This is a genomic window from Flagellimonas sp. CMM7, from assembly GCF_021390195.1.
In the GTDB taxonomy this organism is placed as follows: Bacteria; Bacteroidota; Bacteroidia; order Flavobacteriales; family Flavobacteriaceae; genus Flagellimonas.
In genome coordinates, this window is the sequence record NZ_CP090003.1 from 187,138 (window position 1) to 213,089 (window position 25,952).

The following is a 25,952-nucleotide window of genomic DNA, read 5'->3' on the forward strand; positions in this document are numbered from 1 at the left end:
GATGAAAAACTATTACATCATAGCATTTGCTTTTTTAGTAAGCATATTTGCGAATGCCCAGTCAGACAATAATCTATTGGTAGAGACCAATGCTTCGGCCTCATTGAATCTTTGCGGGGAAAACGTCACTATATCAATCACTATATCAAATTCTTCTTCTGAAATTGCAACTGGAGTCACCTTCTCCACGAGCTTACCTATTGGGGTTTCACATATTCCAATGGCAAGTGATTATCCATTGGATTCTGGGTCCACTATAGGAAATCCTATTTTCATGCTTCCAGATGTAGCGGGAAATTCTACTTTAAATTTTACCTATACCATTGCTGGTAGCTGCGAGCTTTTAGATGAGTTTGATAGTACCTTTGGTGATGAAACCGAATTTGAGGTGAGCAATGAGAATACCATCACCTATAGCCTTAATAATGGTTCCCCTAACAGTTTTACCGGTAACTCTGAATCCTATAACGTTCGTTTTGCCGAACTAGAAGTAAAAGTTGCTGATGATGATGTGAACCTTTTTACAGGAGTATTGGAAAAAGACGCAGATGGAACAGTCTTTACCCGTGAGATAGAGGTACGTAATTCAGGGCTTGGAAGACTATCTGAGTATACATTTTATGTAGACGTTGACAATCGTATTGAATTCTCTGAACTTTCCCTGGGGAACCAAGTGTTGACTCCTACTTCAACGGGTGTATCACCTACGGACCCTAATGTAAATAGATACGCTTATACTTTTTCCGATTTTTCAACAATCGGGAATGGAGATGCCTTTTTTGATCAAAATGAATCCATGATTTTCAATGATAGTGTAGCTTTACTCCCCGGTACTTGTGAATCTGCACTGGAGACTAATTATACAGTAACTTGGGGTTGTACTAACACCGTTTGTAATGAAGGAGATCAAGAGGCTACCTCTATTGCCTTTCTTTCCTTCGTTTCAGGTCGTCCTGCAATTTTCAATTCATCGACGGCTTCAGGGCAATTTAGATTGCTCTTGACGGTAATCGATTCAGGAGATATTTGTGGTGATGATAGTGAGGTTGAAATAGGCTTTGAAAATAGGGGTTCAGGTTCGACAATACCAGAATCTGATGCAGCCTTCAATTTAGTAATAAGGGATTTTAACCTTTCATCAGATTTTGAATATACTATTGCAGGGCTCACCTTGACCGATGAAGATTTATCAGATAACTTCCTTGTGACCATTGATGACAACCCAAATTTCACAACTGACCCTGATGGTGTTGGAATCGGATTGGATGATATTGATAAAGATGGTTTTTATGATGACCTTCCTAGAGGTCAAATATTAACACTCCGTCTTAAATTAATGCCCACATGGGATGCAGCAACTTTTGAAAATGTAAAGTCCCGAATATTGGGATTGACCCGAATTTATTATCAAGACAACAATTGTACCCCTTCAAATTATAATGGGAATACAAATTCGATGAGCTATTTCTTGGGTGAAAGAAGCGCACCATCACTTGATCTACCGCTAGAATTACAAACCAATGACACAGCCACTCTCATCTTTAATCATGATTTGAGAAGCCCTACCATTTCTCCAAGTGGATTACTTTCATTTGGTAATTATCTTTCTGATTTCACTTTACCAGAGGGATATGTATTGAATGAAGTTCGATGGATATCCAACTTTGGGTCTACACAAACATTTATACCACAAGCTTTGGGCAACAATCAATATCGTGTATTGGGAGGAAGCACCATTGGTCGTTATGAACTTGATGTTACCGTGGGTTGTAGTGACGGAGCCCCCGAAATAAGTAACGTTTCGTGGAAAATGTACTTAGATGCATGTGGAGACTTTACTGATTTACAATTAATAAATTTAATAGATGAATCAGAGCCTATATTTACAGATTATGATTCCTGTAATACTGGAGGAGGCGGTGGTGGTTCTTGCGATTTTGCCACCGATTCATTTGATGTACAAAGAAATACTTTTGGTTACACGCCTCCCACTCAGGTAAGAAATGGGGAAATTTATTATACACATGGCGAATTGGCAACAGCCGCTTTTGTGAATGCGTCCACTCCTGACATTAATCTAGAGGCTGCCTATCCTAGAGATAAGGTGTTGTTTCAGGCCCAGGGAAAAGTATTGGCCAATGCTACAGCTCGCAGTTATGACCGACTTTATTTTGAATTTGCATTTAATCTGCCGGAAGGTACAAGTGTAGCTATGCTGAACCATGAGACTAATGGGCAACTTCAAATTAATGGAAGTACTTTTCCTTTAACAAATCCAACAACCAGCATTGATGGTAACAATAGAATCACATATCTGTACGAGATAGTGCATAGTTACAATAACGTCAGTGAGCAAAATATTACGGTCTCCAATCTAGAGCTCCAGTTTTTGAACAAATCGGGTCTTAACTTACCCTTTGGTGTTCACGACCTATCAATTTTCCGTGCTAAATTTTATGGTAAAAGAATGGGACTTCAAGAATTTGGTTGTTCAACAGGCAGTGTTGGCACAACCATGTCACTTCTCATGCCATCTTTCTCAACGAGCACTAGCTTTCCAAGCGTTCTTTGCAACGGTAGAGGACAAATGACATTCTTGTCAATTAGTTCTGCAACTACTGGAGATGATTTTCCTAACGAATTTAGGCCTCTTTTTCTGGTAGATGATTATAGCACAACGTTGCCTGCTGGTTATAAGTTTGGGCTAGATGGATACTTTACCCAAGTCTCCAATAGCTCGTTCCCGAATACGAACCCTGAATTGCCAATGACCAATACTAATCCATTGGATTCACCTCAAGTTGATTTTACTTTTGAGAATAACACGGTTCTTGAGGCAAGTGAAAGATTCGGGCAATTGAACATAATTCAAATAATCGAAGCTGATTGTGAAACAAATTTTCAGGTGCCTGCATTCGGTGCTTCTGTATCTTATCCAAGATCGGCAAATTATATTGATCTATTGGAATCTGACAATCCTCAAAATATTAACGGAACGGGTTCAAGATTCTATCAAGATGTTCCATTTACAATTAGCCCTAATACTACCCAAGAAGGTTTTGAAGAATCCGTAAGTTGGCCGGTATTGTTTTGTAACGAATCGACTAGCTTTAATGGCAATATGTCAGGTACATGGATTGCTTTGGAGCTTAAAACTGATGATTTAAGAACCAGACTCGTAGGAGCATCGTCTGACCCTGACGGTTTGTTTGATTACCCTGTGGTTTTTTATGGGCAAACAGCAGATGGATTGCCCAAGGGCATGCTTGTTCAGGTCGGATCTATCTCGCAATCGACCTGTGTGACCGTTTACCCTAGGGTAGAATATATCAATTGTGAAAATGATGCAGTACAGAATATCGATCTACTTTCTAGTTGGAGCTGCGGGGAATACCCCTTGGATGGGGCGAATCAGGCTACCTTGGATGCTATTGTTTCCATTAAAGACCCGGATGTACTCTCATGTCAATACCGCTTGGATGAGCAAGAGCTTACCCTGCGCTATAAAACAGGTGATCTAACTTGGGAGGTCAACCGCTTGGAAGATCAAGTAGATTTATGTGAAGCCTTATCCTATGAGGTAAATGTGCTTAGTTCAAAATTTGCCAATGTTTACGATACAGAATTAACGGTGACCCTGCCACAGGGTATTACCCCAGAGGATATTGCCAACATTCAATATGAATACGACGGAGTGATTGGTTTGGTCAATGTGGCCAATTTTATAGAGGACAATACAACGACATCCAACAATTTTAAAGTTAAGGTTTCCGAATTGGTAACCAGTTTATTACTGGCTGACGGCACTCCAGGTATAGGTATTGGAGATAACACTATCCCTGGTTCACGCTTGGCCGGTAAAAATGAAATTACGTTCACTATAAATCTGGTGGCAGACTGTACCATGGATCCAGGTATTCCCGTGCAGTTCAATCTAGATGGCCGTACCAATTGCAATGACAATATCAACTTGTTGTTCAACCGATTGTTCCCCATCAATGGTGTTGTATTGCCCGAATTGACTATTGATGTGGCTGCAAGCGACTTTTTGGTGTGCAACACTCAAAACCAGGTTGACATCATTTTGGAAAACAATGACCCCAATCCCGATGTGGCCCAGCAAGAATTACGGTTGACCTTACCCCAAGGTGTAGTCTATGGTGGGATTGCCAATGGCACACCGTCACCTGTTCAAAATGGCAATGTGTTGACATGGGACATCGGCGATATAAATACTAATAGGACACAATCGTTCAGTATTTTCACTGACCTAACCGATTTCAATACCATTTCTTTTGATTATACGGTAGATGTGGTGCAGAATGGGCAGGCTACTTGCGTGCTCGACGCACAGGCTTGCAATTTGGAAATCACTACAGCTCAAGGCACGGACAATGCGGCACAGATCACCCTTCCACAGGTGACCATAACGCCCATAACGAGTACTCCTGTTTGTGAAGGGACACCAGTGACCGTGGCAGTGGAATTGGTAGGGGTTACCGATTATACAGGCTATGAATTTGATTGGAACATTGCTCCTGTCTCACAGAACAACAATCAATTCACATTTGAGTTGACCAATACAGCCCAATTACAGTTAAGTGTTTCTCCATTGGGGAACAATAGTCCATCCTGCACAGGAAATGCAAGTTTGGATGTGGAGGTGTATCCTGGGGGCAGTATTGGCATGAGCCTGATTGAAGGCATTACATGTGTAGGCCAGTCTAATGCAAGTGTCTCTGTTACCACCACTGGAGAGGCGGGTACAGGTTTTACAGAACAGCAGCCCTTTGAAATCGTGAGCGCTTCCCCTGTGGGTAGCGTGACCATTGGCCAATTCGTGAATAATGGTGAGACTATCACAGTAGAGAATCTTCCTCAAGGCCCTTTTAGCATTAGTTTTAGGGACAACTATGGTTGTACTTTTGAGCAGACCTTGAATATCCCAACCATTGGTAATCCAATTACTAATTTCTGTACAACCTTATTGCCATGCGGCGTTTTATCCGGCGACGTAACGATGAGTTTTGATACAGCCGATTTGCACAGTGTGTTAAACGGCTCTTCATACAGCGCCGTTGTAACCGACAATCAAACAGGAACCGATATTTCAAATTTTACAGGAAATTTCCCTGATACGCAAACCCATGTCCTTAACGGAGTTGCACCCAATGCCGCTTATACGTTGGAAATTAGTGCAGATAACGGTTGTGTATATACAAGACCTTTTGTTATTGAAACCTATCAAGTGACGGTCAGTCAACCTACTGACGAAGAACTTTGTTTTGCCAATGAGACCAAAGACATTATAGTAAATATAAATGACAACATTCCTACCTGTTCTTCTTTCGCGGTGCCTACCTATGAAGTATTGTTTGGGGTTTATGATGTAGATAGTCCAGATAGGGACTTTATAGGCACACCACAAACCATAGGTGGTATCACCAACCAGTTGGATTTGAACGGATTGGGAGAGGGCAATTATAAAATTGTGGTGAGACCTGATGCTTCAGGCTATACCGACGATATTTCTGCCTGTTTTGTAGATAGATTTTTTAGCATCACTTCAAGTGCGACCTTTTCTGCTACTTTAAACACCATAGATCCCTTATGCACCGGTGAAGCTTCGGGTAGTGCAGAAGTGGTTATCAATGGAGGCTCAGGTACCTTCAACTATGAGTGGGAGGACCAAAGTGGCCAGGTAATTTCAACAGGTTATAGGGCAATCGGTCTTGCAGCGGGTAACTATCAAGTTACTGTAACCAATGCTGAAGGCTGTGATGCTCCAGTGCCATTGACCTTTACATTGACCGATCCGGATCCATTGGAAGCCCCTTTTATTGAAGACGTGCAAACAGCCTGTGAGGCCATTGCGGGAAGTGGTGGCCCAACTGCATCAGGATATACTTCTGGGACCGCTCCCTATACCTTTAGGTGGTATGAAATTCTGACGACCACCGATTTTGAGGGTATCGAAGTAACCAATGAATCCTTTGCATATCAAGAAACAGTACCAGAGGGCGGCACTTCCACATATATAGGCATCACCCCAGGGGACTATATCGTAAGGATTACAGATGCTAACGGTTGTACTGCGGAAAGCTTGGTCACCACGGTAACACAGCCCGAAGTGGCACGCCAGTACAATATCAACCTATCATGGCAATCAAGGGTGATCCAAGAGAATGAAAACCCGAACCCACGAACTTTTGAGGTGGATCCCATTGGTCCATCAAACTATAAATTGGCATTGTCCGCCCAGGTGGAACGCTGTATTGCGGAGACTCAAGAAGTATCACGTGAGAGCGTAGCCAATTTCTTGAAAGATATAGAACAAATTAACGACACGGTCAGCTTGGCCTATGCCAATAATAGTGATGTGTACCATTATACGCTGTATTATTATGATCGTGCGGGCAACTTGGTACGTACCGTACCTCCTGCCGGAGTGAACGTGGCCACAGACGGCGATGGCAACATTGCGAGGGTGCCCACTAATCACACATACGTTACGGGCTACGATTACAATAGCATTTCGCAATTGGGCAGTCAAAACACCCCTGATGGTGGCACCACTAATTTCCTCTACAATGATATTGGGCAATTGCTATACTCACAAAACGAACGTCAAATTGCCGACAATGCGTTCTCATATAGCATTTACGATGAGTTAGGTAGAATCATTGAAGCAGGTGAAGCGCAATTGGCCGGAAAAAACTTTCCGGTAGATTTCTTGGTGAACGACCAAGCCGATGAAAGTGTGGCATTGTCCATCCCATTGGCAGAGAAAGTAGAATACATACAAACCACCTTTAACGATAGAGCCACTATTACCTATCAAGGCGGGGAACAACGGTTCTTGCGCAACCGCGTGAGCCAAATCTACAATCTAGACAAAAACGGCCAGGAAAGCTATACGTATTATAGCTACGACCCCCATGGGAATGTAGAGTGGATCGTACAAGACCTGCCATCCATTGGACAGACTACAGTGGCTTATGAATATGATTTAATATCCGGCAACGTGAATGAAGTAATCTTTAACATAGGTAGGGTTGATGAGTACCATCACCAATACGCTTATGATGAGGATAACCGTATTATCTCGGTAAAAACATCGAAAGACGGCCATCTTTGGGATGAGGATGCTCGATATGACTACTACCTGCACGGCCCATTGGCGCGTACGGAGCTGGGTGAAGACAGAATCCAAGGATTGGATTTCACCTACACCATCCACGGGTGGTTAAAGGGTATCAATACGCCCGATTTGGCTCAGAACGCCTTTAACCCAGATGGTGTGAATACCCAAGGCGATGCGCCCAATACCCATGCCCAAGATGAATTTGGGATGGCACTGGGCTATTACGGAGGTGATTTTGCCCGTGATGGGGTATTTGACAGCCGATTGACAGCCGCTAACCCATTCGTATTGGTCAATCAGATCAATGGAACAAATCAAGACCTATATAACGGAAACATCAGCACGTGGACGGCACATACGGCCGCAGAGGCAAAGGCCAAAAATGCAAACAGTTATGTGGTGGGCAATGCATACCAGTATGATCAGTTGAATCGTATCAAAGAAGCCACCGCCCAAGCCTTTAATGAGGCCAGTCAGGTGTTTGAACCGATCAACGGACAGACCGATGCCTTTAAGACCAATTACAGTTATGATGGCAATGGCAACTTATTGACCCTGCAACGCTTTAAGGACGATGGGCAGTTGATGGACGATTTGGCCTATAATTACGATTTGACAGACCCCAACCTGTCCAACAAATTGACCCATGTAAATGATGGTGTAGGACAGGTGAGTGCCGAAATTAACGATCTGCCCAATCAAAATACTGATAATTATATCTATGATGCCATTGGGCAGTTGGTACGTGATAATAGTGAAGGACTCACCTATGTATGGAACACCTCAGGCAAGGTATCCGAGATCGTTCCTGATGATACAGGAGATCCCAACACTCAAAAGGTGCATATGAAGTTTACCTATGATGGCATGGGCAACCGTATTGTGAAACAGGTGAACCGCTTACCCTATGAAAGCGGCAATGGCCCACAGGTGAACAATCCCGAGGCTATGGAGACCACCTATTACAGTTTGGATGCGCAAGGCAACGTGATGGGCATTTACAAGCGTGAAGATGCAAAAGTGTTCCCGGGTGATGCAACGGATACCAGTTATAGGGCCACTTTTAAAATGAGCGAACGCCCCATGTACGGTAGTGACCGCATTGGGCAAGATACCCGAAAAGAAGATATTTACAGTACGGTTTACAACTTTAGCGGTGAGACGGATTACAATGCCGTGATGCTGGAGTTTGTAGAGCAAATCAACAGTGTTGCCTTAGGCAATGTATTACTGGCACAACAAGTGGACCAAGATATTTTTGATACCGATGGAAATTTGATTACCGTACCGGGCACCAACCTGACCACTACCACAGTTGATGGTGAGTTTGTAGAGTTGCTATACAACAGTATGTTGATACAAGATGCCGACGGTACCCCAGTGATTACGGACAACAACATTTTCTTGATCGAAGATGTGGAAGAAAACCCCTTGGGGTATGGTGTGGTGGCCAGTAGCTATTTTAACACAGACCCAGAAGATGGGGTAATGCTAATCTACGATACCGATGGTGGGTTGATCAATGGCTTGCAATTGATCAATTCTGACACTGCAGAAGCGGTAGATTATCTGGCAAAAAGTGTGGTGGTAAAAAATCCGGCACGCAATGATGAGTTCTTCTTGTTCTATAAAGATGTAACGGGCAATTTGCACACAGCGACCTTAAGCACAGCTTCAGGCAGTTTAGAAGTAGTTGCCACCGTACAATTGGGCTCCAGCAACTATGGCCGCCATATGGCCGTGGTGGACGATCGCCAAATGCAGCGTGCCTTTGTATATGCCACAACGCATACCGAAGCGGTAGTCGATGTGGATGGAAACATTACCACACCACCACAGGCTACCCTGGTACGCTTTGCCATAGATGGTACAGGTACCATAACCGAAGAGGGTGCCGTATTGGATCCCTTTGAAAGCTATGATGTACAAGGAAGCGGAGAACTACAAGTGGCCTTGGATGGTAATACCCTGAGTATGTACAACTACACTGCCCTGGCCACACAGTGGACAGGCCTTGGCGAGGCCGAACTGCGTACATGGCAATTAAATGAAGATTGGTTACCTTTACAGAGCAGTACCCAACAAACAACCATTGGTGGGAATATTGGCAAAGGTTCTTTGATAAATACAGGAGCGGATTTGTATTATACCCAACGTGCACAAGAAGTAAGCACCAATACAGAGACCGTGCGGATTATACGGGTATCTGACGGGCAGGTATTGGCGAATGATATTGGTGATCTTAGGGCCAATAAGAATAACAAATTCTACAATTTTACCCAAGGAGCGGACAACGGAAAGGAGTATAACCTGACCGCCACCAATATTGTGAGCTTGAACAATTTACCAACTTCCAACAACGGTACCACAGGCTACCAGCCCTACCAACCCTATACCATTAATGGGGTGACCCCTGCGGCCACCAACGGGGTGGTGTACCGTAATGTAGGAGAAAAATATTATGAGCTTAAAGACCATTTAGGCAATGTTAGGGTTGTTGTGAGTGACAGAAAGAATTTAGACACTAATGGTAATACCCTTTCAGCGAACGTGGTAAGCTACAATAATTACTACCCCTTCGGTTCCCCCCTACCAGGTCGAACTTTCGATTCACAAGAATACCGCTACGGGTTCAATGGAAAAGAAAAGGATGATGAGATTAAGGGCCAAGGATTGCACTATGATTACGGTTTTAGGGTATATGATCCCCGCTTGGGCAAATTTTTAAGCGTAGACCCTCTATCCAAGACATATCCGTGGTACACACCCTACCAATATGCAGGTAACAAGCCCATCAGTTCCATTGATTTGGATGGTTTGGAAGAGTTCCATTATGTCTTGTTCAGGGACCGTAAGGGCGAAACACACCTCCAACTAAACCATGTCGATGATGTTGAGTGGCACAGTTGGACGGCAGGCAATAGAAATACCAGAAAACAGGTGAAGCATGTGAACGAGTCCCAAAAGTTTATTCTGCACATAGAACAAGAGGTATTCAGAAATGCTGGGCCCGGTGTTCCAAAAGCTGGTTTTCAGTATGTAGCATTGGCCGTGCATGGGATTACTGCCGAACAGACCGCAGGCCTCTTTTTTGCAACGGACAAAGAACGGAACGAAATCATCAATAGGGCCAATGTCCAATATGGCACAGATATTTTAAAGTATTTTGCCACCGCTGCTGCAAGTGAGGTTACAGGGGGCGTTTTGGGCTTAGCCATACAACGTATGACAAGACTTGCGGATGCCGCTTTGGACATGAGTGCGGTAAAGCGCAATTTGATCAGCAAGGCAGATGAAGCGCTCCCTGCTGGCGCAGATGCTGTAAATGCTTCGGTCAAGGGAACCAAGGTTCATACGGAATGGGGCAAGTTGCTTAAAGAAGAATTTGGTGATGCAATAGAAATAGAAAAATCATTTGTGAAAGGAGAAGTGGTCAAAGGAGGTAAAGCATCAAAAGGAGGTGTACGTGTAGATGCTATTTTATATGATACCAAAGGCAAACCATTTGCGATTTTTGATCTTAAAACAGGGAAAGCTGGGTTGACAACCAAGAGAATAAAGGAAATTAGAAGCCAATTGCCTGCTGAACTTAAAGAAATACCAATACTAGAAATCAGACCAACGGCTACTAAATCAAATTAGAATTTTAATGAGTAGAACACGCTTGAACTATAAAAATCTTGTTCCAAAGTCTTTAATAGATAATGGCTTTATTTTGAAGGGTAGTCTTTTATTTAAGCCTATGAACAATGGGCTGTTACAAGGTTTTTGTTTTGAAAAGGTCAGAACACATTTGTATGTAAATGTATTTTTCCTGCCATTGTTCATGAAAAAGGATGTTATTAGTCTAACTTACGGAAATAGGCTAAAGGGCAGGCATAAATTGGGAACTCTCTTTCTGATTGATGATGAGAATTTGATTGATAGCACACAAGAAATTCAATATGTAATACATAAAAATGAAGAATCTGTTCTAAGTATAAAAACCATTGGAGATTTCATTGCCCAATTTCATAAAAGAGAACTGCACAGCGTTCGATTGCTTGAAGGGCTTGTATTTGCTGCATACTTTTCAAACCATCCCAAAAAGGATGAACTGTATACCCTATTCTTAAAGCAGTTCCAAAAATATGATGATGGAAGTTCGGATTGGATGAAAGAGATGAAAGAAGCCATTGATTTTATGGTAGGATTGTACGATCAGGGAAAATCGCAAGAACTGAAATCTCTTTTTAAGGAGAATTTTGATTATTCCATAAAAGAATTGAAGCTTGAAAAATATGCCAATGTTTTAAGAGATGATTAATTTTAACCTGTAGTCAACGGCCAAAATGACCAATGGAAACCGAAAAGATGAACCAGTTGTTACAGAACTTTATCACGGGCGGTGGCCCAGAAAACTATATCTTCCCTGTAAATGGTGTGATAAGCAAAACTTTTGAAAACTCGCGCATCGTTAAAAAAGCATTGGAAAGATATGCGAAAACAGATGCGAGGGAGGTATTCAGGCAGAGCTTTGGCATTGGTGATCTTTTCGGTAACATAAAAGACAATGCAAGCTAGCGCTAGCTTGCAGCTAGTGCCGACTATAAGTAAGCTATAAAGGTCATTTTGTATCTTACCGATATGAGCAGAAAATACAAATTTCATAATCCCAGTGGTGTTTATTTTATAAGCTTTACTACTGTAAATTGGATAGACGTATTTACGTGACAAGCTTATTTTGATATATTGATAAAAAATATCCAATATTGTTGAAAATCTATGAGAATTTTAACAGTTTTAGCCGTATTTACGTTAATGTTGTGCAATTCGCAAACAAAGAAATCGCAAAAATGCAAAGCATCTCTAATGTATGAATTTGTGGGGTTGGTTCCGAAAGATTCAATCTCCGAAGTTCTCCCAGTCGAACTCAAAGTCTCCGTCATGGATTATGATGGTGTTTTGAAAATATCGGATTGCAAAGGAAACGCAGAAATAAAAGTTTTTAGCGATAAAGACGGTTCAGTCATTATTAAAGGGCAGTTTTTGGGTGGAGAGCAGTTAGAAAAAATCGAGGTTTTCACCGTTACGTCAAATCAAATGGTTGCTGATTCCATTGAAGTCTATAAAACTTTTATGAATGGAAATTGGATTTTTAATAAATTGAAGTACAAAACAGATGATGATTTGATAGAATGATTTTTAAGTCAAATTAACTTTATAAAAAACCGCTAGCGCTAGCTTACAGAAAGTCTCGGGCATGAGTAAGCTATAAAAGTCATTTTGTATCCTACTGACATGAGCAAAAAATACAAATTTCATAATCCCCGCTAGCGCCCCCGTCTTCCTATGCTGAGCTTGCCGAAGCATGACGGGTGTCGTACCGAGCAAGAAAAGATAAGAAAGAGCCACTGCCAAAAACGGGTCTCCGGGATACTGATGCTGCATAAAACTGTATTGAAAATATCTGTACGGTACTCTTTTTTAAAGCTAACAATCCAACTTTGAAGTTTAACAGCTACAATTCTTACACATACATACAGTAAAAGACTGTTTGCAACAAGTATTTTTTAGGGTCAAGCTATTAAAATATGTTTGTAAAAACGTGTGTGAAATGAAAACCCGTAACCTGATTCCTTCTATTAAAATAATTGGAAAGACAATAGTCCTATTTAATTTATTCTTGGCAAGTAATGTTCATGCCCAATTTAAGCTTATCCCTAAAGATGTACTTGAAGCGGTAAAAGAAAAAAAACTACTGGTAGCCCTAAAAAATGAGATTGCAACTCAAGGTAAAGATTCATTGACCGATGACGAAGTTAACTTTAACACTATCTACAATAAGGCAATCAAAGAAGAACTGTCCAAATACTGGAAATTGACAAAAGGTCAAATCGAGTACAAAACTGAAAATGAAATAAGGAACATGGCCACTCCCGAGTTGAAGGATTATTTGCTTTTACATGCTAATTGGGTAGTTAAAGTCAGTCGCATACAAGGGGAATTCGTCATGTTTTCTTTTGATCTTGAGTATTTTGAAGAAGATGGTAGTTCTGAATCGGTATTTTCACTCTCTTATTCGCCTAATGATATAGTTGCCAATGCCGATGTAATATTTATGATGAAGGTATTGAACAACCATATTGACATGTCGCAAACGTTGGAAGACTTTACGGGTTATTTCAACATAGAGAGAAACATTGAAGATCTAAAGACAAAAACGTTGCTTCTTGCAAGTAACATAACCAATTTATCGTTGGATCAGGTGAAAAAAAATTATGAAAATGAAGTCAGAATTGTGTCACCAGAAGAAGTTGCTGAAAATATAAGTACTGAAAATGATGAGGGAGTTTTTATACGCTTAGTTTGGTGGGGACCGGAAGCTGTATACGGGGCCTTTAACACAAAAGACTGTGATATTGTTTCAATTATTGGGGCAGGTGGACTGCGTGTTACCCTAGGAAGCCGACAACTTGAATATTACGGCCCAAGTGGTCAATCAAACTTTTATAGCAGTGCAACACCTTACGTTAATCCATGGGCGAGAAACGAACACTTTAGCTTCCAAGTTTTTAGAAGCCAATATGTCCTCAGGAAAAATCATTTCAAATCAATACTTAATGAAAAATGGCAAAAAAACAATTACAGAAGAGTTTTTGGGTATTGATATTTCTTTTCACATTACCTTCTGGTCCAGGTCCAGTTTTTCTTCTTAGCTAAGCTATGTTGAAGTTTTAAGATGGCCCAGTAAAGAGGGCCAATACTTTTCCGAAACTGTTTTCGAGACTTTTTCTTACGCAATGATGGTTTTTCCATCATTTCCCATCATTGTTGAATACACTTTGTTCTAGGTAATACGACTGATAAAAGAACCCTCTTACCGAATCCTTGGTAGTTAATGTGTAGGTAACTGCACTTTGTCGAAAGCCATTTGTAACTAAGTTCCGTAGACTACATTTTTGTTTAGATAACCAATTAAACGTTTTTTTAGGTTGGGGCACATTGCCCTTAGTTAAAAATCTGAAGCGTGGGCCTAACATGAACACTCAGTCAAGAACCAAATGCAAATTCTTTAAAATAGGGCAAACGCCCTTTCCTTTTTTAGTATTGTTTGTTCTGTTCACAGATCAAGCATTTGGACAAACTTTTGAACAGTATGCCAACCGAAAGGTCATCAATGAAAAAGGTTATAAGGAGATAGTCTATATCACTGATAAGACTCCGCAGGCCAAAGGAAAACGCTCGTACCATTGGTACAAATCCCGTAAAGTGCATGCATCGCAAAACAACTATGCAGGAAAACTATTGGATGGGGACTATGTCAGGTATTATCCCAGTAACCAACTTGCAGAAAAAGGATATTTTGAAAATGGCCTTAAAGTAGCACTTTGGACTACATGGCATTCTAACGGAAAAGTAGCTTCAGCAATGCGCTGGAAAAACGGAAGACGTAACGGAAAGTATATACAAAGGGACAGCTTGGGGACCATTGTAGAACTGGGCACTTACAAAAAAGGTCTAAAAACAGGAAAATGGATGTATCCTGTAACAGGGGACACCCTGTATTTCAAAAAAGGAGCATTGGTTCCCTTGGACTCCATCATCAATGATTCCCTCCAAAAAAAAACCTCTTTTCTTAAACGCCTATTTAAAAAGAAAGATACCATAGCTACAAAAGGTGTAAGCGAAGAAACCCTTAAAAAAAATAATTTCTTTAAAAGACTTTTTGCCAAAAAAGAAAGGGACGCCAAGATAAAACCGAAAAGAAACGGTAAAAGAAAGAACAACGGAAAAGATAAAAAAGCACTCGATACCACTACTGATAAGGAAGGCTTCTTAAAACGCCTATTCAAGAAAAAAAATAAACCCCAAAAAAAAACCAATGCTTAAGGCAGGCTCCCTATATTATGCCATAATGGTATGTGTTCTGGTCGGCATTTGTTGTTCGACCTTATTGCTTATGAGCCATTACTCCAATCTCTTTGCCATAAATATGGAGACCCGTACCGAATTGTTGCAAAACAATCGTTCGGCCATGAATTATTACTTAGCAAAAGTGGAAAGTCTTAAAAACGGTCCACAGGAACTCGACCTTTTTGAAAACGGAATTGTTTCCAATGGAAGTGTTTCCCAATGGGGCCTTTATCCTATTTTACATGTAAAGACCGCTTTTAAAAAGGATACCCTGTCAAAGAGTGCCATTATAGGACAAAAATTGTCGCAAAAACCTGCACTCTATCTTGTGGACAATGACAAACCCCTTCAAATGGTAGGCAAGGCCAAAATCATTGGAGATGCCCAATTACCTAAAAAGGGAATCAAAAGAGGATATATTACAACACAATCGTTTAGTTCCTTCACTTTTATGGAGGGAACAAAACTGCGTTCAACCAATAAATTGCCCATTCTTAAGGAAACCTTTTTTCTTCCGGAACAACGCAATGACACCTTACACTTTCTCAATGACTTTGAAAAAGGTAAAGTCATATACAGAGAATTTGAAGAAGAACCACTACATGTTCAGCTGACCGAAAACGTAATCAATAATTGTGAATTGGTGGGAAACATAGTGCTTCACTCCCAAGATTCCATTTTTATAAAAAAGAACAACAGATTTGAGGATATCATAGTCGATGCCCCTGTAATCGTTTTTGAAAAAGGTTTTGAAGGAACGGTACAAGCAATTGCTTCACAAAAAATCATCCTCCAGGAAGATGTCATTCTAGGGTATCCTTCCAGTGTTTATTTGAAAGGCAAAGCTCTTGAAGATACCAAAATAAGTTTGGCTGAAAAAAGTCAGGTTTTAGGAAAAATAGTAATGACTGGTGTATTGGGTAATAATGCAGGGTCTAATCTAGTACAAATCGATAAGAACGCCCAAGTGGTGGGTGAGGTTTATTGTGAAGGAAGTACCGTTTTTAACGGTAGCATAGCGGGCAGTTTGTATACTGACAATTTTTATCTGAAGACAAAAGCCTCATCCTATGAAAACTATATAGAGGATGGCATCATTGACAATAAGACCCTTCCCGATATTTTCTTGGGAAGCATTATAAAGGAAAATGATAACAAAGCTTATGGCATCATTAAGACACTTTAAGGTAAAGGCAAGTTCACTGACAGAATCTATTATCGCTATGGTCATCGTGGCGATATGCCTTTCTATAGCCATGGTAGTCTATGTAACTATTTTAAAACACGATAGAGGGTTGCCCCATTACAAGGCAGAACAGAAGGTGAAAGAACTTTTATGGGTCGTCCAAGAGGAACGATTGTGGGAGGATGAGGATTATACGTTTGATTCGTTCACCATCACTAAAAAAGTGGAACAGATTAAAGGATTGGAAAACACAAATAAAGTAGTGTATACCGTAAACCTGCCCAACGGCAATAAGAACTATACCTATGTGGTATCGAAATAACAAGATAACACAAATAAAAGCTTTTACAGTGCAAGAACTATTGGTCGCTATGGTTATCAGTTCATTGATTATTGGCCTGGTGTACAGCATCTATGTACAGCTCAATAAGCAGTTGTACAGTTATAGTGTCCGCCAACAGGAAATGGTAGTTTTTGAACAGTTCAAACAGGTATTGGCCTCTGACATTTTTAAGGCAATGGCAATTGAAAAAAGCTCTGAAAATAATTTGAGAATAGCTTTTCGGGATGGTGAGCACAATTATTTGTTTCTAATGGACAAAGTGGTCCGGAATAGGAAGGATATGGTAAAAGATACATTTCACCTTGCATTCTCAGAAGTTGCTTTAAAACAAAATAAAAACCATACAAGTATTGAACTCACTACCATATTGGGTGGTGAACCCTTCACCCTATTTGAGGGAAAGGAAATCTCAGCAGCAAATCGAATCAATTCGATTTACAATAAACAATGAGCATCAATATATCTACATATCAACCGAGTGCGTCTAAAACCCTCCAAAAAAAGGGAGCGGGTTACGATTTTCTAAAAATGGAACTCAAAAAAGGGTTCTCAAACAAGAACAAGGTAGAATTCTATAAAGAGTTCGCCACCCTGTTGAACTCTGGAGTAGATTTTAGACAGGCCTTGGATATATTAAAGAACCAACAAAAAAAGAAGGCACATCAACAGTTTATTTCCAATATCACCAAGCAAGTGGTACGCGGTAAATCATTGTATGAAGCTTTTAAGGATTCGGGAGAGTTTTCGGCTTATGAATACTACAGTATCAAAATTGGGGAAGAGACCCGAAAATTGGGCAAAGTACTGAATGAACTAAGCCAGTTTTTTGACAGAAAGGTAAAAACGACACGGCAAATGGTTTCTGTATTTACTTATCCCTCTTTTGTAATGTTATTGACTTTAGGCGTATTGTACTTTATGTTACAATATGTGGTGCCCATGTTCTCATCGGTCTTTAGACAGTTTGGTAAGGAATTGCCGTCATTAACCAAAAAAGTAATTCTACTTTCTGAAAACTTCACCTTGATCGTATCGGTATTCTTTGGAGTGATAGTCGTTTTGGGAGTACTACATTTTGTTTTCAAGAACAACGAATCATACCGATCCATACGCTCCAAATTTGTGCTGAGGGTCCCTTTTTTGGGCAATCTTATCCAAAAGTTATATGTCACCCGTTTTTGCCAATCACTCAGCTTATTGCTAAGTGCCAAAACACCTTTGATCACCTCGTTGGACCTGGTACAAAAAATGATCAGTTTTTACCCTTTTGAGGCCAGCTTGGAAAAAGTAAAAGCGGATGTTTCAAAAGGAACCCTACTGTCCACCGCATTGGCAAAGCATTCTATCTATGACTTTAAACTGATATCAATGGTGAGCGTGGCAGAACAGGTAAATACCTTGGATGAAATGTTTGAACGTTTGGCCAAACAATATGATGAAGAGACACAGCATCAGACTAAGATGATAGGTGTCATCATTGAACCGCTGATCATAGTGGTCATTGGATCCATAGTAGGGGTGGTTTTGATAGCCATGTATTCACCCATGTTTGATTTGAGTAAAATTTTACAAAACTAATAGCATATGAGAACAAAGAAGATAATCGAAAGGTTCAAAAGCCCACACTCTAAAAGTATGTGGGCCAAAGCCTATTCCATGTCAGAATTATTGGTGGTACTTTGCATCATAGGCATATTGATTCTTTTGGTATTGCCGAACCAAACTTCCGTAATTGCCCAAGCCAAGGCCATAGAGGCACAAAGCATGTTGAACCACCTTTACGGATTGCAAAAAAGCCATTTTTATAGGTTCTCCAAATATTCAAATGATTTTGAGGCCCTAGGTTATGAACCGGCAGCAACCATAAACGAAGGTGGCCAGGCCATCTATAAAATCGAAATCTTTGAAGCCTCGATAAACTCCTTTAAGGCTAGGGCAGTATCACTTTCTGACTTTGATGGGGATGGAAATTTCAACACATGGGAAGTGGACCAAAACAAATTATTGATTGAAACGGTTAAAGACTGATGGAGATTATATTGAACATAGTACTCATGGCAATTTTGATTTTGGTGACCTACCAGGACATGAAAATGCGTTTAATCCATGTAATGCTGCCTATTGCCATATTCGTTTTAGGAGTTTCCATGAATTGGGTTTTTGCGGAATTTGCCTATTTGCAATGGATCTGGTCATTACTGTTTCTGGTTTTCAACTTCGCCATTGTAGCGATATATTTTTCGGTCAAAAACGGAAAATACACGAATCCTTTTGACACGTTGATCGGTTGGGGCGATGTACTGTTTCTTATTGCTTTAATACCATTATTCTCGTTTGGAGGCTATATCCGTTTTTTTGTCCTGGGCATGGTCTTTTCCCTCCTTCTTTTTGGAATCATGAAAACATTATATCCTAAGTACAGGACAATTCCTTTGGCAGGATTCCTTGCCATATTCTTGATAGGGACCACCCTTGTAAATCATATTACCGACTTAAACCTTTTATTATAAATATATAGTTTTGGAGTTTTTGGACAACATAGAAATAGCAGTTGAACTTAGGCAGATCATCAATGCCGATCTTGCCTATCACTACCGCGTTGTGCCAAAACAGGATTCTGATAACACTTTGGTGTTGTTCATTGAGGAAGAGAATGCCTCTGATGCGGTTTCAGAGGAGTTGGAGCTTTACCTAGGAAAAAAGATTGAATTCTATAAAGTGTCCAAATCAGTATTGAACAAGGCATTGTACGAATATTACAGAAAAGAAGAGTTCACGACAGAAAGCACTAATGGCCAAACCATTGCCGCTGGAAAAGATTTTCTTCAAAACCTGATTTTAGAGGCCAAGGCCATAGGCAGTAGTGACATCCATTTTGAGGTTTATGAGGAGGAGGCCCGAGTACGGTTTCGGATAGATGGATTGCTTATTGAAAAGTATAAGATTCCAAATGATTCCTATTTGGAAATGATCAACAAAATAAAGATCGAAGCCAACCTTGATATTACCGAAAAGCGCTTACCTCAGGATGGTCGTATCAATTTTGAGGACTTTGATATCAGGGTATCCATATTACCAACATTGCACGGCGAAAAAACGGTCATGCGTTTATTAGGAAGGGATACATCGCACTTGAACCTTGAAGATGTGGGGTTTGAGGAAGAGCAATATCAAATTTACAATGAGGCCATCAAGCAATCCAATGGCATTGTCTTGATCAGTGGTCCAACCGGTTCGGGTAAAACTACTACCCTATATGCCACATTAAAGTTATTGAATGACAGTAAGCGCAACATTGTTACTGTTGAAGATCCAATTGAATATACACTGAAGGGTATTAACCAGGTACAATTAAAAGAGGACATAGGTCTAAACTTTACCAGCGCGTTACGGTCATTTTTAAGGCAAGATCCAGATATCATCATGTTGGGTGAGATTCGGGATGCCGAAACGGCAAAGATGGCAATCAGAGCCTCTTTGACAGGGCATTTGGTGTTATCCACAATCCACACCAATTCAGCGATTGGCACCATTTCAAGGTTGGTGGATATGGGGGTGCCCGCATTTTACATTGCCGAAACCTTGAACGCTTCGGTAGCACAACGACTGTTGCGAAGACTTTGTGACAATTGTAAAGAAGAGACCCTTTTTGACAGAAAAGATTTTCCAATGGGATATAAAATGCCCAAGCCCTTGAAATCTTATTACAAACCGAAAGGATGTCAACATTGTTATTACACGGGTTATAAGGGCAGAAAAGCAATTTATGAGGTAGTTCCGATGACCAATGAAATCGTTTCTGTAATCAAGGAACAGCCACATAATATTAAAGACAACATAAACTATAACTACCACACCCTTGCCGATAAGGCCTTTGCCTTATTGGAAAACGGGACGACCTCAATAGAGGAAATTTATTCCCTATTAATCAATGCATAGAATGAAGAATTATTTGATACATATCTTCTTTTTCCTAATAGCAGTGAGTGGATTTGCACAATCGGATGCGGAAAACCTACTTGTTGACTATGCGACGGAACACGAAGAACTTAGTGAAACGATTACAATAGATATATCTGGTCTTACCATTTATGAATTTTTAAATTCCGTTGCCCTAGAGCATAAAATCAATTTAAGTGTTGACTCAGACCTTACCGAAGTAATTGAGAGTAGTTTTTTTGAGATACCGGTCAAGGATGTCTTTTTGTTCATTGTCAATAAGTTTGATCTTGAACTAAGTATTGTAAATAACATCATCGTTTTCTCAAAAAAGGAAATTGAAAGAGAGGTGATGGAAGCTCCAAAACCTAAGGAAATTGAAGCGAGCTATAATGATAAGAACGATTTTTTGTCCATCAAACTCTCAAACGAGTCTTTAGAAGGTGTGGCCAAAAAGATTACGGATATCTCTGGTAAGAATTTAGTAATTGGTCCTTCACTTAAGGATAAACAGGTGTCCGCTTATATCCTGAACCGACCATTTGAACAGGTAGTGGAAATGATGGCCAAGTCCAATCAAATGGTTTTGACCATAGACGAAAATGGGTTTTACTATCTCGAAAAAGACACTACTCCAACCGAGCAAACAGGAAATCAAAAAACCAAAGGAAATGGGTTGAAAAGCTTAGCTAGTTTAGAATCCTCTGCTGAAATAAAAGTAGAAGAAAATGGCTTTATCAGCATAAAAGCATTTGACGCGGATATTACCGCTTTAATCACAAAAGTAGCTGAACAACTCAATGTAAACTACTTTATGTACAATAGGCCTGATGGGCTGACCACGACATTTGTATCCGAGATGATAACCTTTGATGATCTTTTGGACCATGTATTCAAAGGCAAACCATTTACCTATAAAAAGACAGGGGATTTCTATCTCATCGGTGATCAAAATGTTGAAGGCCTACGAAACACTGAATTGATCCAACTGGAAAACAGAACCATTGAAACCGTGCTAGAGACATTGCCAAAGGATTTATTGGAGAATGTCGAGATAAAGGAATTTTTCGAACTGAACGGATTTGTTATCTCCGGATCGAGACCTCGTATTTTGGAAATTAAGGAATACATCAAGGAAATTGATGTGGTCGTTCCCATGATTTTAATTGAGGTATTGATTGTACAGTACCAAAAATCCAGCGAAGTGCAGACTGGCCTTCAAGCTGGATTGGATAATGAGCCTAGAACAACAGCAGGTGTTCTGTTTCCGACTACTGATGTATCGCTGAATAGCACATCGGTTAATTCATTGGTAGATGCCTTTAATGGTTTTGGAATTTTTAATCTGGGAAAGGTTACAGAAAACTTCTATTTGAACCTTAGGACATTGGAAAACAATTCTGTAATCAACCTTAAATCAACTCCCAAGATTTCTACTTTAAACGGGCATGATGCCAAACTTTCCATTGGAGAAACAAGCTATTATTTTGAACAGAACAATAGATTGATAAATAGTGGCCTAGGGAATGACATTCTACAATCAGGTCAGTGGAAATCTACGGATGCCAACCTAAGTGTAAATATTAGGCCCTTTGTTTCAAAAGACGAACAAATCACATTGAACATACTGGTAGAACGAAGTACGTTTTTGGGAAGACAAGGTGAAAATGCCCCTCCTGGAAAGGCTACCCAGCAGTTTGAGTCATTGGTGCGCTGTCTTAACGGAGAAATGATACTATTGGGAGGCCTTGATGAACTTGATAAGGAAAATTCAGGAACCGGAACACCTGGTTTATCTAAAGTCCCAGTTTTGAAATGGTTTTTTAGTAGCAGAAGAAAAAGCAATAGTAAGTCAAAGCTTCATGTATTTATCAAACCCACAGTAGTATACTAATGCTTGAACTATTTAAACATATTGACATTTTCAATGACAAGGTTTTTGCTGTCATAGGCATTACACTTGGGGATTCTATCAAGTATAGAGCTTTGGTGCTTGAAAAAAACAAAGAAAATCTCTCCATAGTTAAATCCTTTGCAGTAGGTGATTTTGATGAAATCAAGAAGGAAATAAAGACCAATGTTCCTATAATCCTCAATTTCTCAGGGAAAGGAATTATTAGCAAAAAGACACGGGCTAATGGAAATTATATAAAGGAGGTTTTATTCAATGGGAATCCAGATGATTTTTATATTTATACTGTCTTTCAAAACGCCCATAACTTTGTCTCTATCTGCCGAAAAGAAGTTATTGATGAGCAGATACACAAATTCGAAAAAACCAAATACAAGACAATTGATTACAGTATAGGCCCTTACGTGGCATGTTTGGGAAAGAGCATGTTTAAGGAAGATGTATTGAGATTAGATGATGGGGAACTAATCTTCGCCAATGGGAATATTACGGACCATGTTCGCAGAACGAAGGAATCACTTGTTGTAAAATACAAAGTGGGCAATAACAACTTGGACGGGAATGAAATAGTACTCTTATCCTCATTGCTGAACAACCTCTACCCTTCTGATATCATAGATTATGACAATGAATTGCTTTCTGCCAATCTCAACGACCAAAAATTAAAAAAGGTTTTTGATTACTGCTCTGTTGGAACGCTTGCTCTTTTTCTATTGACCCTTTTGGGCAGCTATATGTTATTGGGCCATTATAATGAAAAATATGTGGAATATGAAAAAGGGCTTTATCATTTCAATGACAACTATTCCCAAATTAAAAAAATGGAAGAAGATTTGATCAACAAACGATTTATTGTTGAAAATTCAGGAGTCCTGAACAAAAACTTCATTTCATTCTATATCAATGAGATCGCCTCTTCAGTTCCTGAAGGGATACTATTAGGTAATTTAAAGGTAAACCCATTGCTTAAAAAAGTGAAAGGAAGTGAACCAATTTCTATTGGAACAAATATCATATTGATTGAAGGGGAAACCAACAATAGTTTTTACCTGAACCAATGGGTCAAAAAACTAAAAACTAAACCATGGACCAACAAAATCGAAATATTGAATTTGAATAAAGTGGATAGGAACGCAGATTTATTTTCATTAAAAATAAACATCAAATAATGTTTGAGAATTATTCCCATAAGAAAAAGTTTATTGGTCTTGCAGTGCTGCTGGTACTCTTGTTCTTTGCTGCAAACAAAAGGTCATTCAAAGTGACCAAGAATGCCTATGTACAGATGAAAGAGGTCAAGGAAAAATTAGAGTTCATGCAGAATTCCAACCTTGATTCCAAGGAGCTGCAACGCCAAATGAACCTTTACGACAACTTGATTGGGAAACAAGATATCCAGCCAGATGTAGCCCAACAGTCAATTTTGGACTTCGCAACTAGGTACGGGGATGTTGAAATAGATGAGCTGAGCGAAACTCATTTTTCGAACGAAAAGGGTTTTGACATCATAACCAATCAACTAACACTACAGGGCAGTTATTCAGCCTTGTCAAAAGTAGTTTACGACTATGAAAAAAAGTTTAAAATTTCTTCTTTGATAGGGGTGTCCTACATCAAGGAAAAAAACTATAACCGCAAAAAAAGCAAACTCAAAGTTCTTTTAATATTCCAGAATTATGAAAAGAGTATATAACATTATAGGACTATTATTAGTAGCGACATTATTTATAGGATGTGATGATGTTTTTGAGGAAAATATCTCAGACGATAGTATTACCGTAATATCTCCTAAGGACGATGCCATTATCAATAGCAATTCGGTCACTTTTAGGTGGGACGTTTTGGATGGTGCCAGTGAATACAATGTTCAGGTCTCTGAGCAATCATCATTCACAATCGTTTTGGACTCTATGGTCCAAGGTAATATCCTTTCCGTTCAAATGCAATCGGGAATATATGATTGGCAGGTTCGTGGTGAAAACTTTGCTTATGTATCTAGCTATAGTTTTCCTGAAAGTTTTTCGATAGAATCGACCAATAATCTGGCAGATCAGAATGTTTTCCTGAACGCTCCTTCCGATAACTTCTATACGGGCAACAACACCATAATCTTAAGTTGGTCGGTAATTCAGGCAGCTGATTCCTATAGTATACAGGTGGAAAAGACTTTAGATGGTAACACTTCCATTGTTTTACAACAAAATGAAATAACCGGTGCAAGTTTTACACTTGATTCAAGTATTTTGGATGAGGATGCGGTATATGGATGGTCAATCAAAGCGGTGAATGATATTAGTGAGACATCATTTTCGAGTAGAAACATATTTTTGGACACAACAGTTCCCAATCAACCGACATTAACCTCTCCCAACGACAATGATACCACTTCCACCACAGTAGATTTTACATGGAATTCTGGAGCGGATACTGGGAATGTCCAATCACCTTTGGCCAACTTATTGGAAATTTCTACAGATGAAAACTTCTCATCAATTGTACAATCCTATAACACTGGAGAAGTTGTGTCCCAGCAACACACATTTTCAAATACTGGAATTTTTTATTGGCGAGTAAGGATATCCGACGAAGCGGGAAACGAAAGTTCATATAGTGAAACAAGAAGTATTACCGTTGAATGAAAAAAAAGATTATACATATCACTTTGGTTATCGGGATGTTAATAATTTGGGGCTTTGTTGCCAAAAAAGCCCTGTTTTATTTTGGAAAGGACAACAAAAAAACAGCCTCTATAAATCCTATTTCCTATGATAGCCCAATGCCGGAATTTAAAAAAGATACTTTTGAGCTCTCCATGTTGCAAAGAGATCCTTTTTTAGATGCGGTGATTAAGAGAAAATCGCAGACTTCAAATCAGAAGCCAGTGAAAATCGAGAAAACTTCAAAGCCGAAACAGGGAAAAAAATCAAATATCAACTGGCCAAAACTCCAATATTTTGGTTATTTAAAAGGTGATTCCCAATCAGCAAGACTAGCGGTAATTAAAATAGACAACAAACTTCATAGACTTCGTGAAAAGAAAGCTGTTGAAGATATTCAAGTACTGAAGATTTATAAGGATTCTGTTTTGCTAAAAAAATATGGCAAAACGAAGATGGTTATCAAATAAGCCCTTAATTGGATAAATCAAGTTGGTGGTATTTTACAGTTTGTTTGGATACAAAGGTGCATTATCCTAAAATTTTCGTTCGAAAGATTAGGAAATTGCAAATTACGCTTCACATTCTCAAAATAATTCGACTTTGCACTGGTTGGATTTTCCAGATAAAATATTGTACGTTATAACCTATCTACTTCGGTGGTATCTGTCACGCTAATTTCAAATTGATTCAGTTTTTAAAAAGTAGTTCTTATCCTTCTTCTGTATTGTTTCTATTGTGTGGCACTCTTCCTGTTCTCGTTAAACTCATTCTTCTTTTTTGGTCGTCCTTGTTATCTTTTTAGATAGGCAAAAAAACAATGGCAATACTGTGCGTTGCGGCATAAAGCCGCTCCAAACTTCGACTACGCTCCG

18 protein-coding genes are annotated in these 25,952 nt (G+C 39.7%); all 18 read left to right on the plus strand.

Features of this window, described 5'->3' with window-relative positions:
- Window position 1: 1 nt before the first annotated feature.
- The 18 genes from LV704_RS01000 to LV704_RS01090 all read left to right on the plus strand — a co-directional run bounded on the left by LV704_RS01000 (window position 2) and on the right by LV704_RS01090 (window position 25,547).
- Entirely contained in the window at window positions 2-10,786 is a 10,785-nt protein-coding gene (locus LV704_RS01000) for an RHS repeat-associated core domain-containing protein (RefSeq protein WP_163423462.1), read from the plus strand.
- 7 nt (window positions 10,787-10,793) lie between these two features.
- On the plus strand, window positions 10,794-11,450 hold the full coding sequence (locus tag LV704_RS01005; RefSeq protein ID WP_163423461.1) for a hypothetical protein: 657 nt from the start codon (window positions 10,794-10,796) through the stop codon (window positions 11,448-11,450).
- Between the two features lie 32 nt (window positions 11,451-11,482).
- The gene (locus LV704_RS01010; RefSeq protein ID WP_163423460.1) at window positions 11,483-11,707 is read left to right on the plus strand and encodes a hypothetical protein; all 225 of its coding nucleotides are present in this window, start codon (window positions 11,483-11,485) and stop codon (window positions 11,705-11,707) included.
- A gap of 201 nt (window positions 11,708-11,908) precedes the next feature.
- Window positions 11,909-12,325 carry a hypothetical protein gene (locus LV704_RS01020; RefSeq protein WP_205597900.1) on the plus strand — a complete coding sequence of 139 codons (417 nt, stop codon included), beginning with the start codon at window positions 11,909-11,911 and terminating at the stop codon, window positions 12,323-12,325.
- Between the two features lie 415 nt (window positions 12,326-12,740).
- The gene (locus tag LV704_RS01025) at window positions 12,741-13,793 is read left to right on the plus strand and encodes a hypothetical protein (protein WP_163423458.1); all 1,053 of its coding nucleotides are present in this window, start codon (window positions 12,741-12,743) and stop codon (window positions 13,791-13,793) included.
- Window positions 13,794-14,164: 371 nt separating this feature from the next.
- Window positions 14,165-15,016: a toxin-antitoxin system YwqK family antitoxin gene (locus LV704_RS01030; protein WP_163423457.1), complete on the plus strand. Its 852-nt coding sequence runs from the start codon at window positions 14,165-14,167 to the stop codon at window positions 15,014-15,016.
- The gene (locus LV704_RS01035) at window positions 15,009-16,226 is read left to right on the plus strand and encodes a hypothetical protein (protein WP_163423456.1); all 1,218 of its coding nucleotides are present in this window, start codon (window positions 15,009-15,011) and stop codon (window positions 16,224-16,226) included. Before LV704_RS01030 ends, LV704_RS01035 begins: the two co-directional genes overlap by 8 nt.
- Window positions 16,204-16,548 (plus strand): hypothetical protein, encoded by a 345-nt coding sequence (locus LV704_RS01040; protein ID WP_163423455.1) that lies wholly within the window; start codon window positions 16,204-16,206, stop codon window positions 16,546-16,548. Before LV704_RS01035 ends, LV704_RS01040 begins: the two co-directional genes overlap by 23 nt.
- A gap of 28 nt (window positions 16,549-16,576) precedes the next feature.
- Window positions 16,577-17,020: a type II secretion system protein J gene (locus LV704_RS01045; RefSeq protein ID WP_163423454.1), complete on the plus strand. Its 444-nt coding sequence runs from the start codon at window positions 16,577-16,579 to the stop codon at window positions 17,018-17,020.
- On the plus strand, window positions 17,017-18,147 hold the full coding sequence (locus LV704_RS01050) for a type II secretion system F family protein (RefSeq protein WP_163423453.1): 1,131 nt from the start codon (window positions 17,017-17,019) through the stop codon (window positions 18,145-18,147). The genes LV704_RS01045 and LV704_RS01050 overlap by 4 nt, the downstream gene beginning before the upstream one ends.
- A gap of 6 nt (window positions 18,148-18,153) precedes the next feature.
- Complete coding sequence (locus tag LV704_RS01055) at window positions 18,154-18,597, plus strand: type II secretion system protein (RefSeq protein ID WP_233782114.1); 444 nt, start codon at window positions 18,154-18,156, stop codon at window positions 18,595-18,597.
- 26 nt (window positions 18,598-18,623) lie between these two features.
- Entirely contained in the window at window positions 18,624-19,079 is a 456-nt protein-coding gene (locus LV704_RS01060) for a hypothetical protein (RefSeq protein WP_205597899.1), read from the plus strand.
- Between the two features lie 10 nt (window positions 19,080-19,089).
- A complete protein-coding gene (locus LV704_RS01065) occupies window positions 19,090-20,508 on the plus strand; it encodes a GspE/PulE family protein (protein WP_317164655.1) in 1,419 nt (472 codons plus the stop codon).
- Between the two features lies 1 nt (window position 20,509).
- Complete coding sequence (locus LV704_RS01070; protein ID WP_233782115.1) at window positions 20,510-22,402, plus strand: type II secretion system protein GspD; 1,893 nt, start codon at window positions 20,510-20,512, stop codon at window positions 22,400-22,402.
- Window positions 22,402-23,589 carry a hypothetical protein gene (locus LV704_RS01075; protein ID WP_163423450.1) on the plus strand — a complete coding sequence of 396 codons (1,188 nt, stop codon included), beginning with the start codon at window positions 22,402-22,404 and terminating at the stop codon, window positions 23,587-23,589. The genes LV704_RS01070 and LV704_RS01075 overlap by 1 nt, the downstream gene beginning before the upstream one ends.
- Window positions 23,589-24,113: a hypothetical protein gene (locus LV704_RS01080; RefSeq protein ID WP_163423449.1), complete on the plus strand. Its 525-nt coding sequence runs from the start codon at window positions 23,589-23,591 to the stop codon at window positions 24,111-24,113. Before LV704_RS01075 ends, LV704_RS01080 begins: the two co-directional genes overlap by 1 nt.
- Window positions 24,097-25,059 (plus strand): hypothetical protein, encoded by a 963-nt coding sequence (locus LV704_RS01085; RefSeq protein WP_163423448.1) that lies wholly within the window; start codon window positions 24,097-24,099, stop codon window positions 25,057-25,059. The genes LV704_RS01080 and LV704_RS01085 overlap by 17 nt, the downstream gene beginning before the upstream one ends.
- On the plus strand, window positions 25,056-25,547 hold the full coding sequence (locus tag LV704_RS01090; protein WP_163423447.1) for a hypothetical protein: 492 nt from the start codon (window positions 25,056-25,058) through the stop codon (window positions 25,545-25,547). Before LV704_RS01085 ends, LV704_RS01090 begins: the two co-directional genes overlap by 4 nt.
- Window positions 25,548-25,952: the final 405 nt, after the last annotated feature.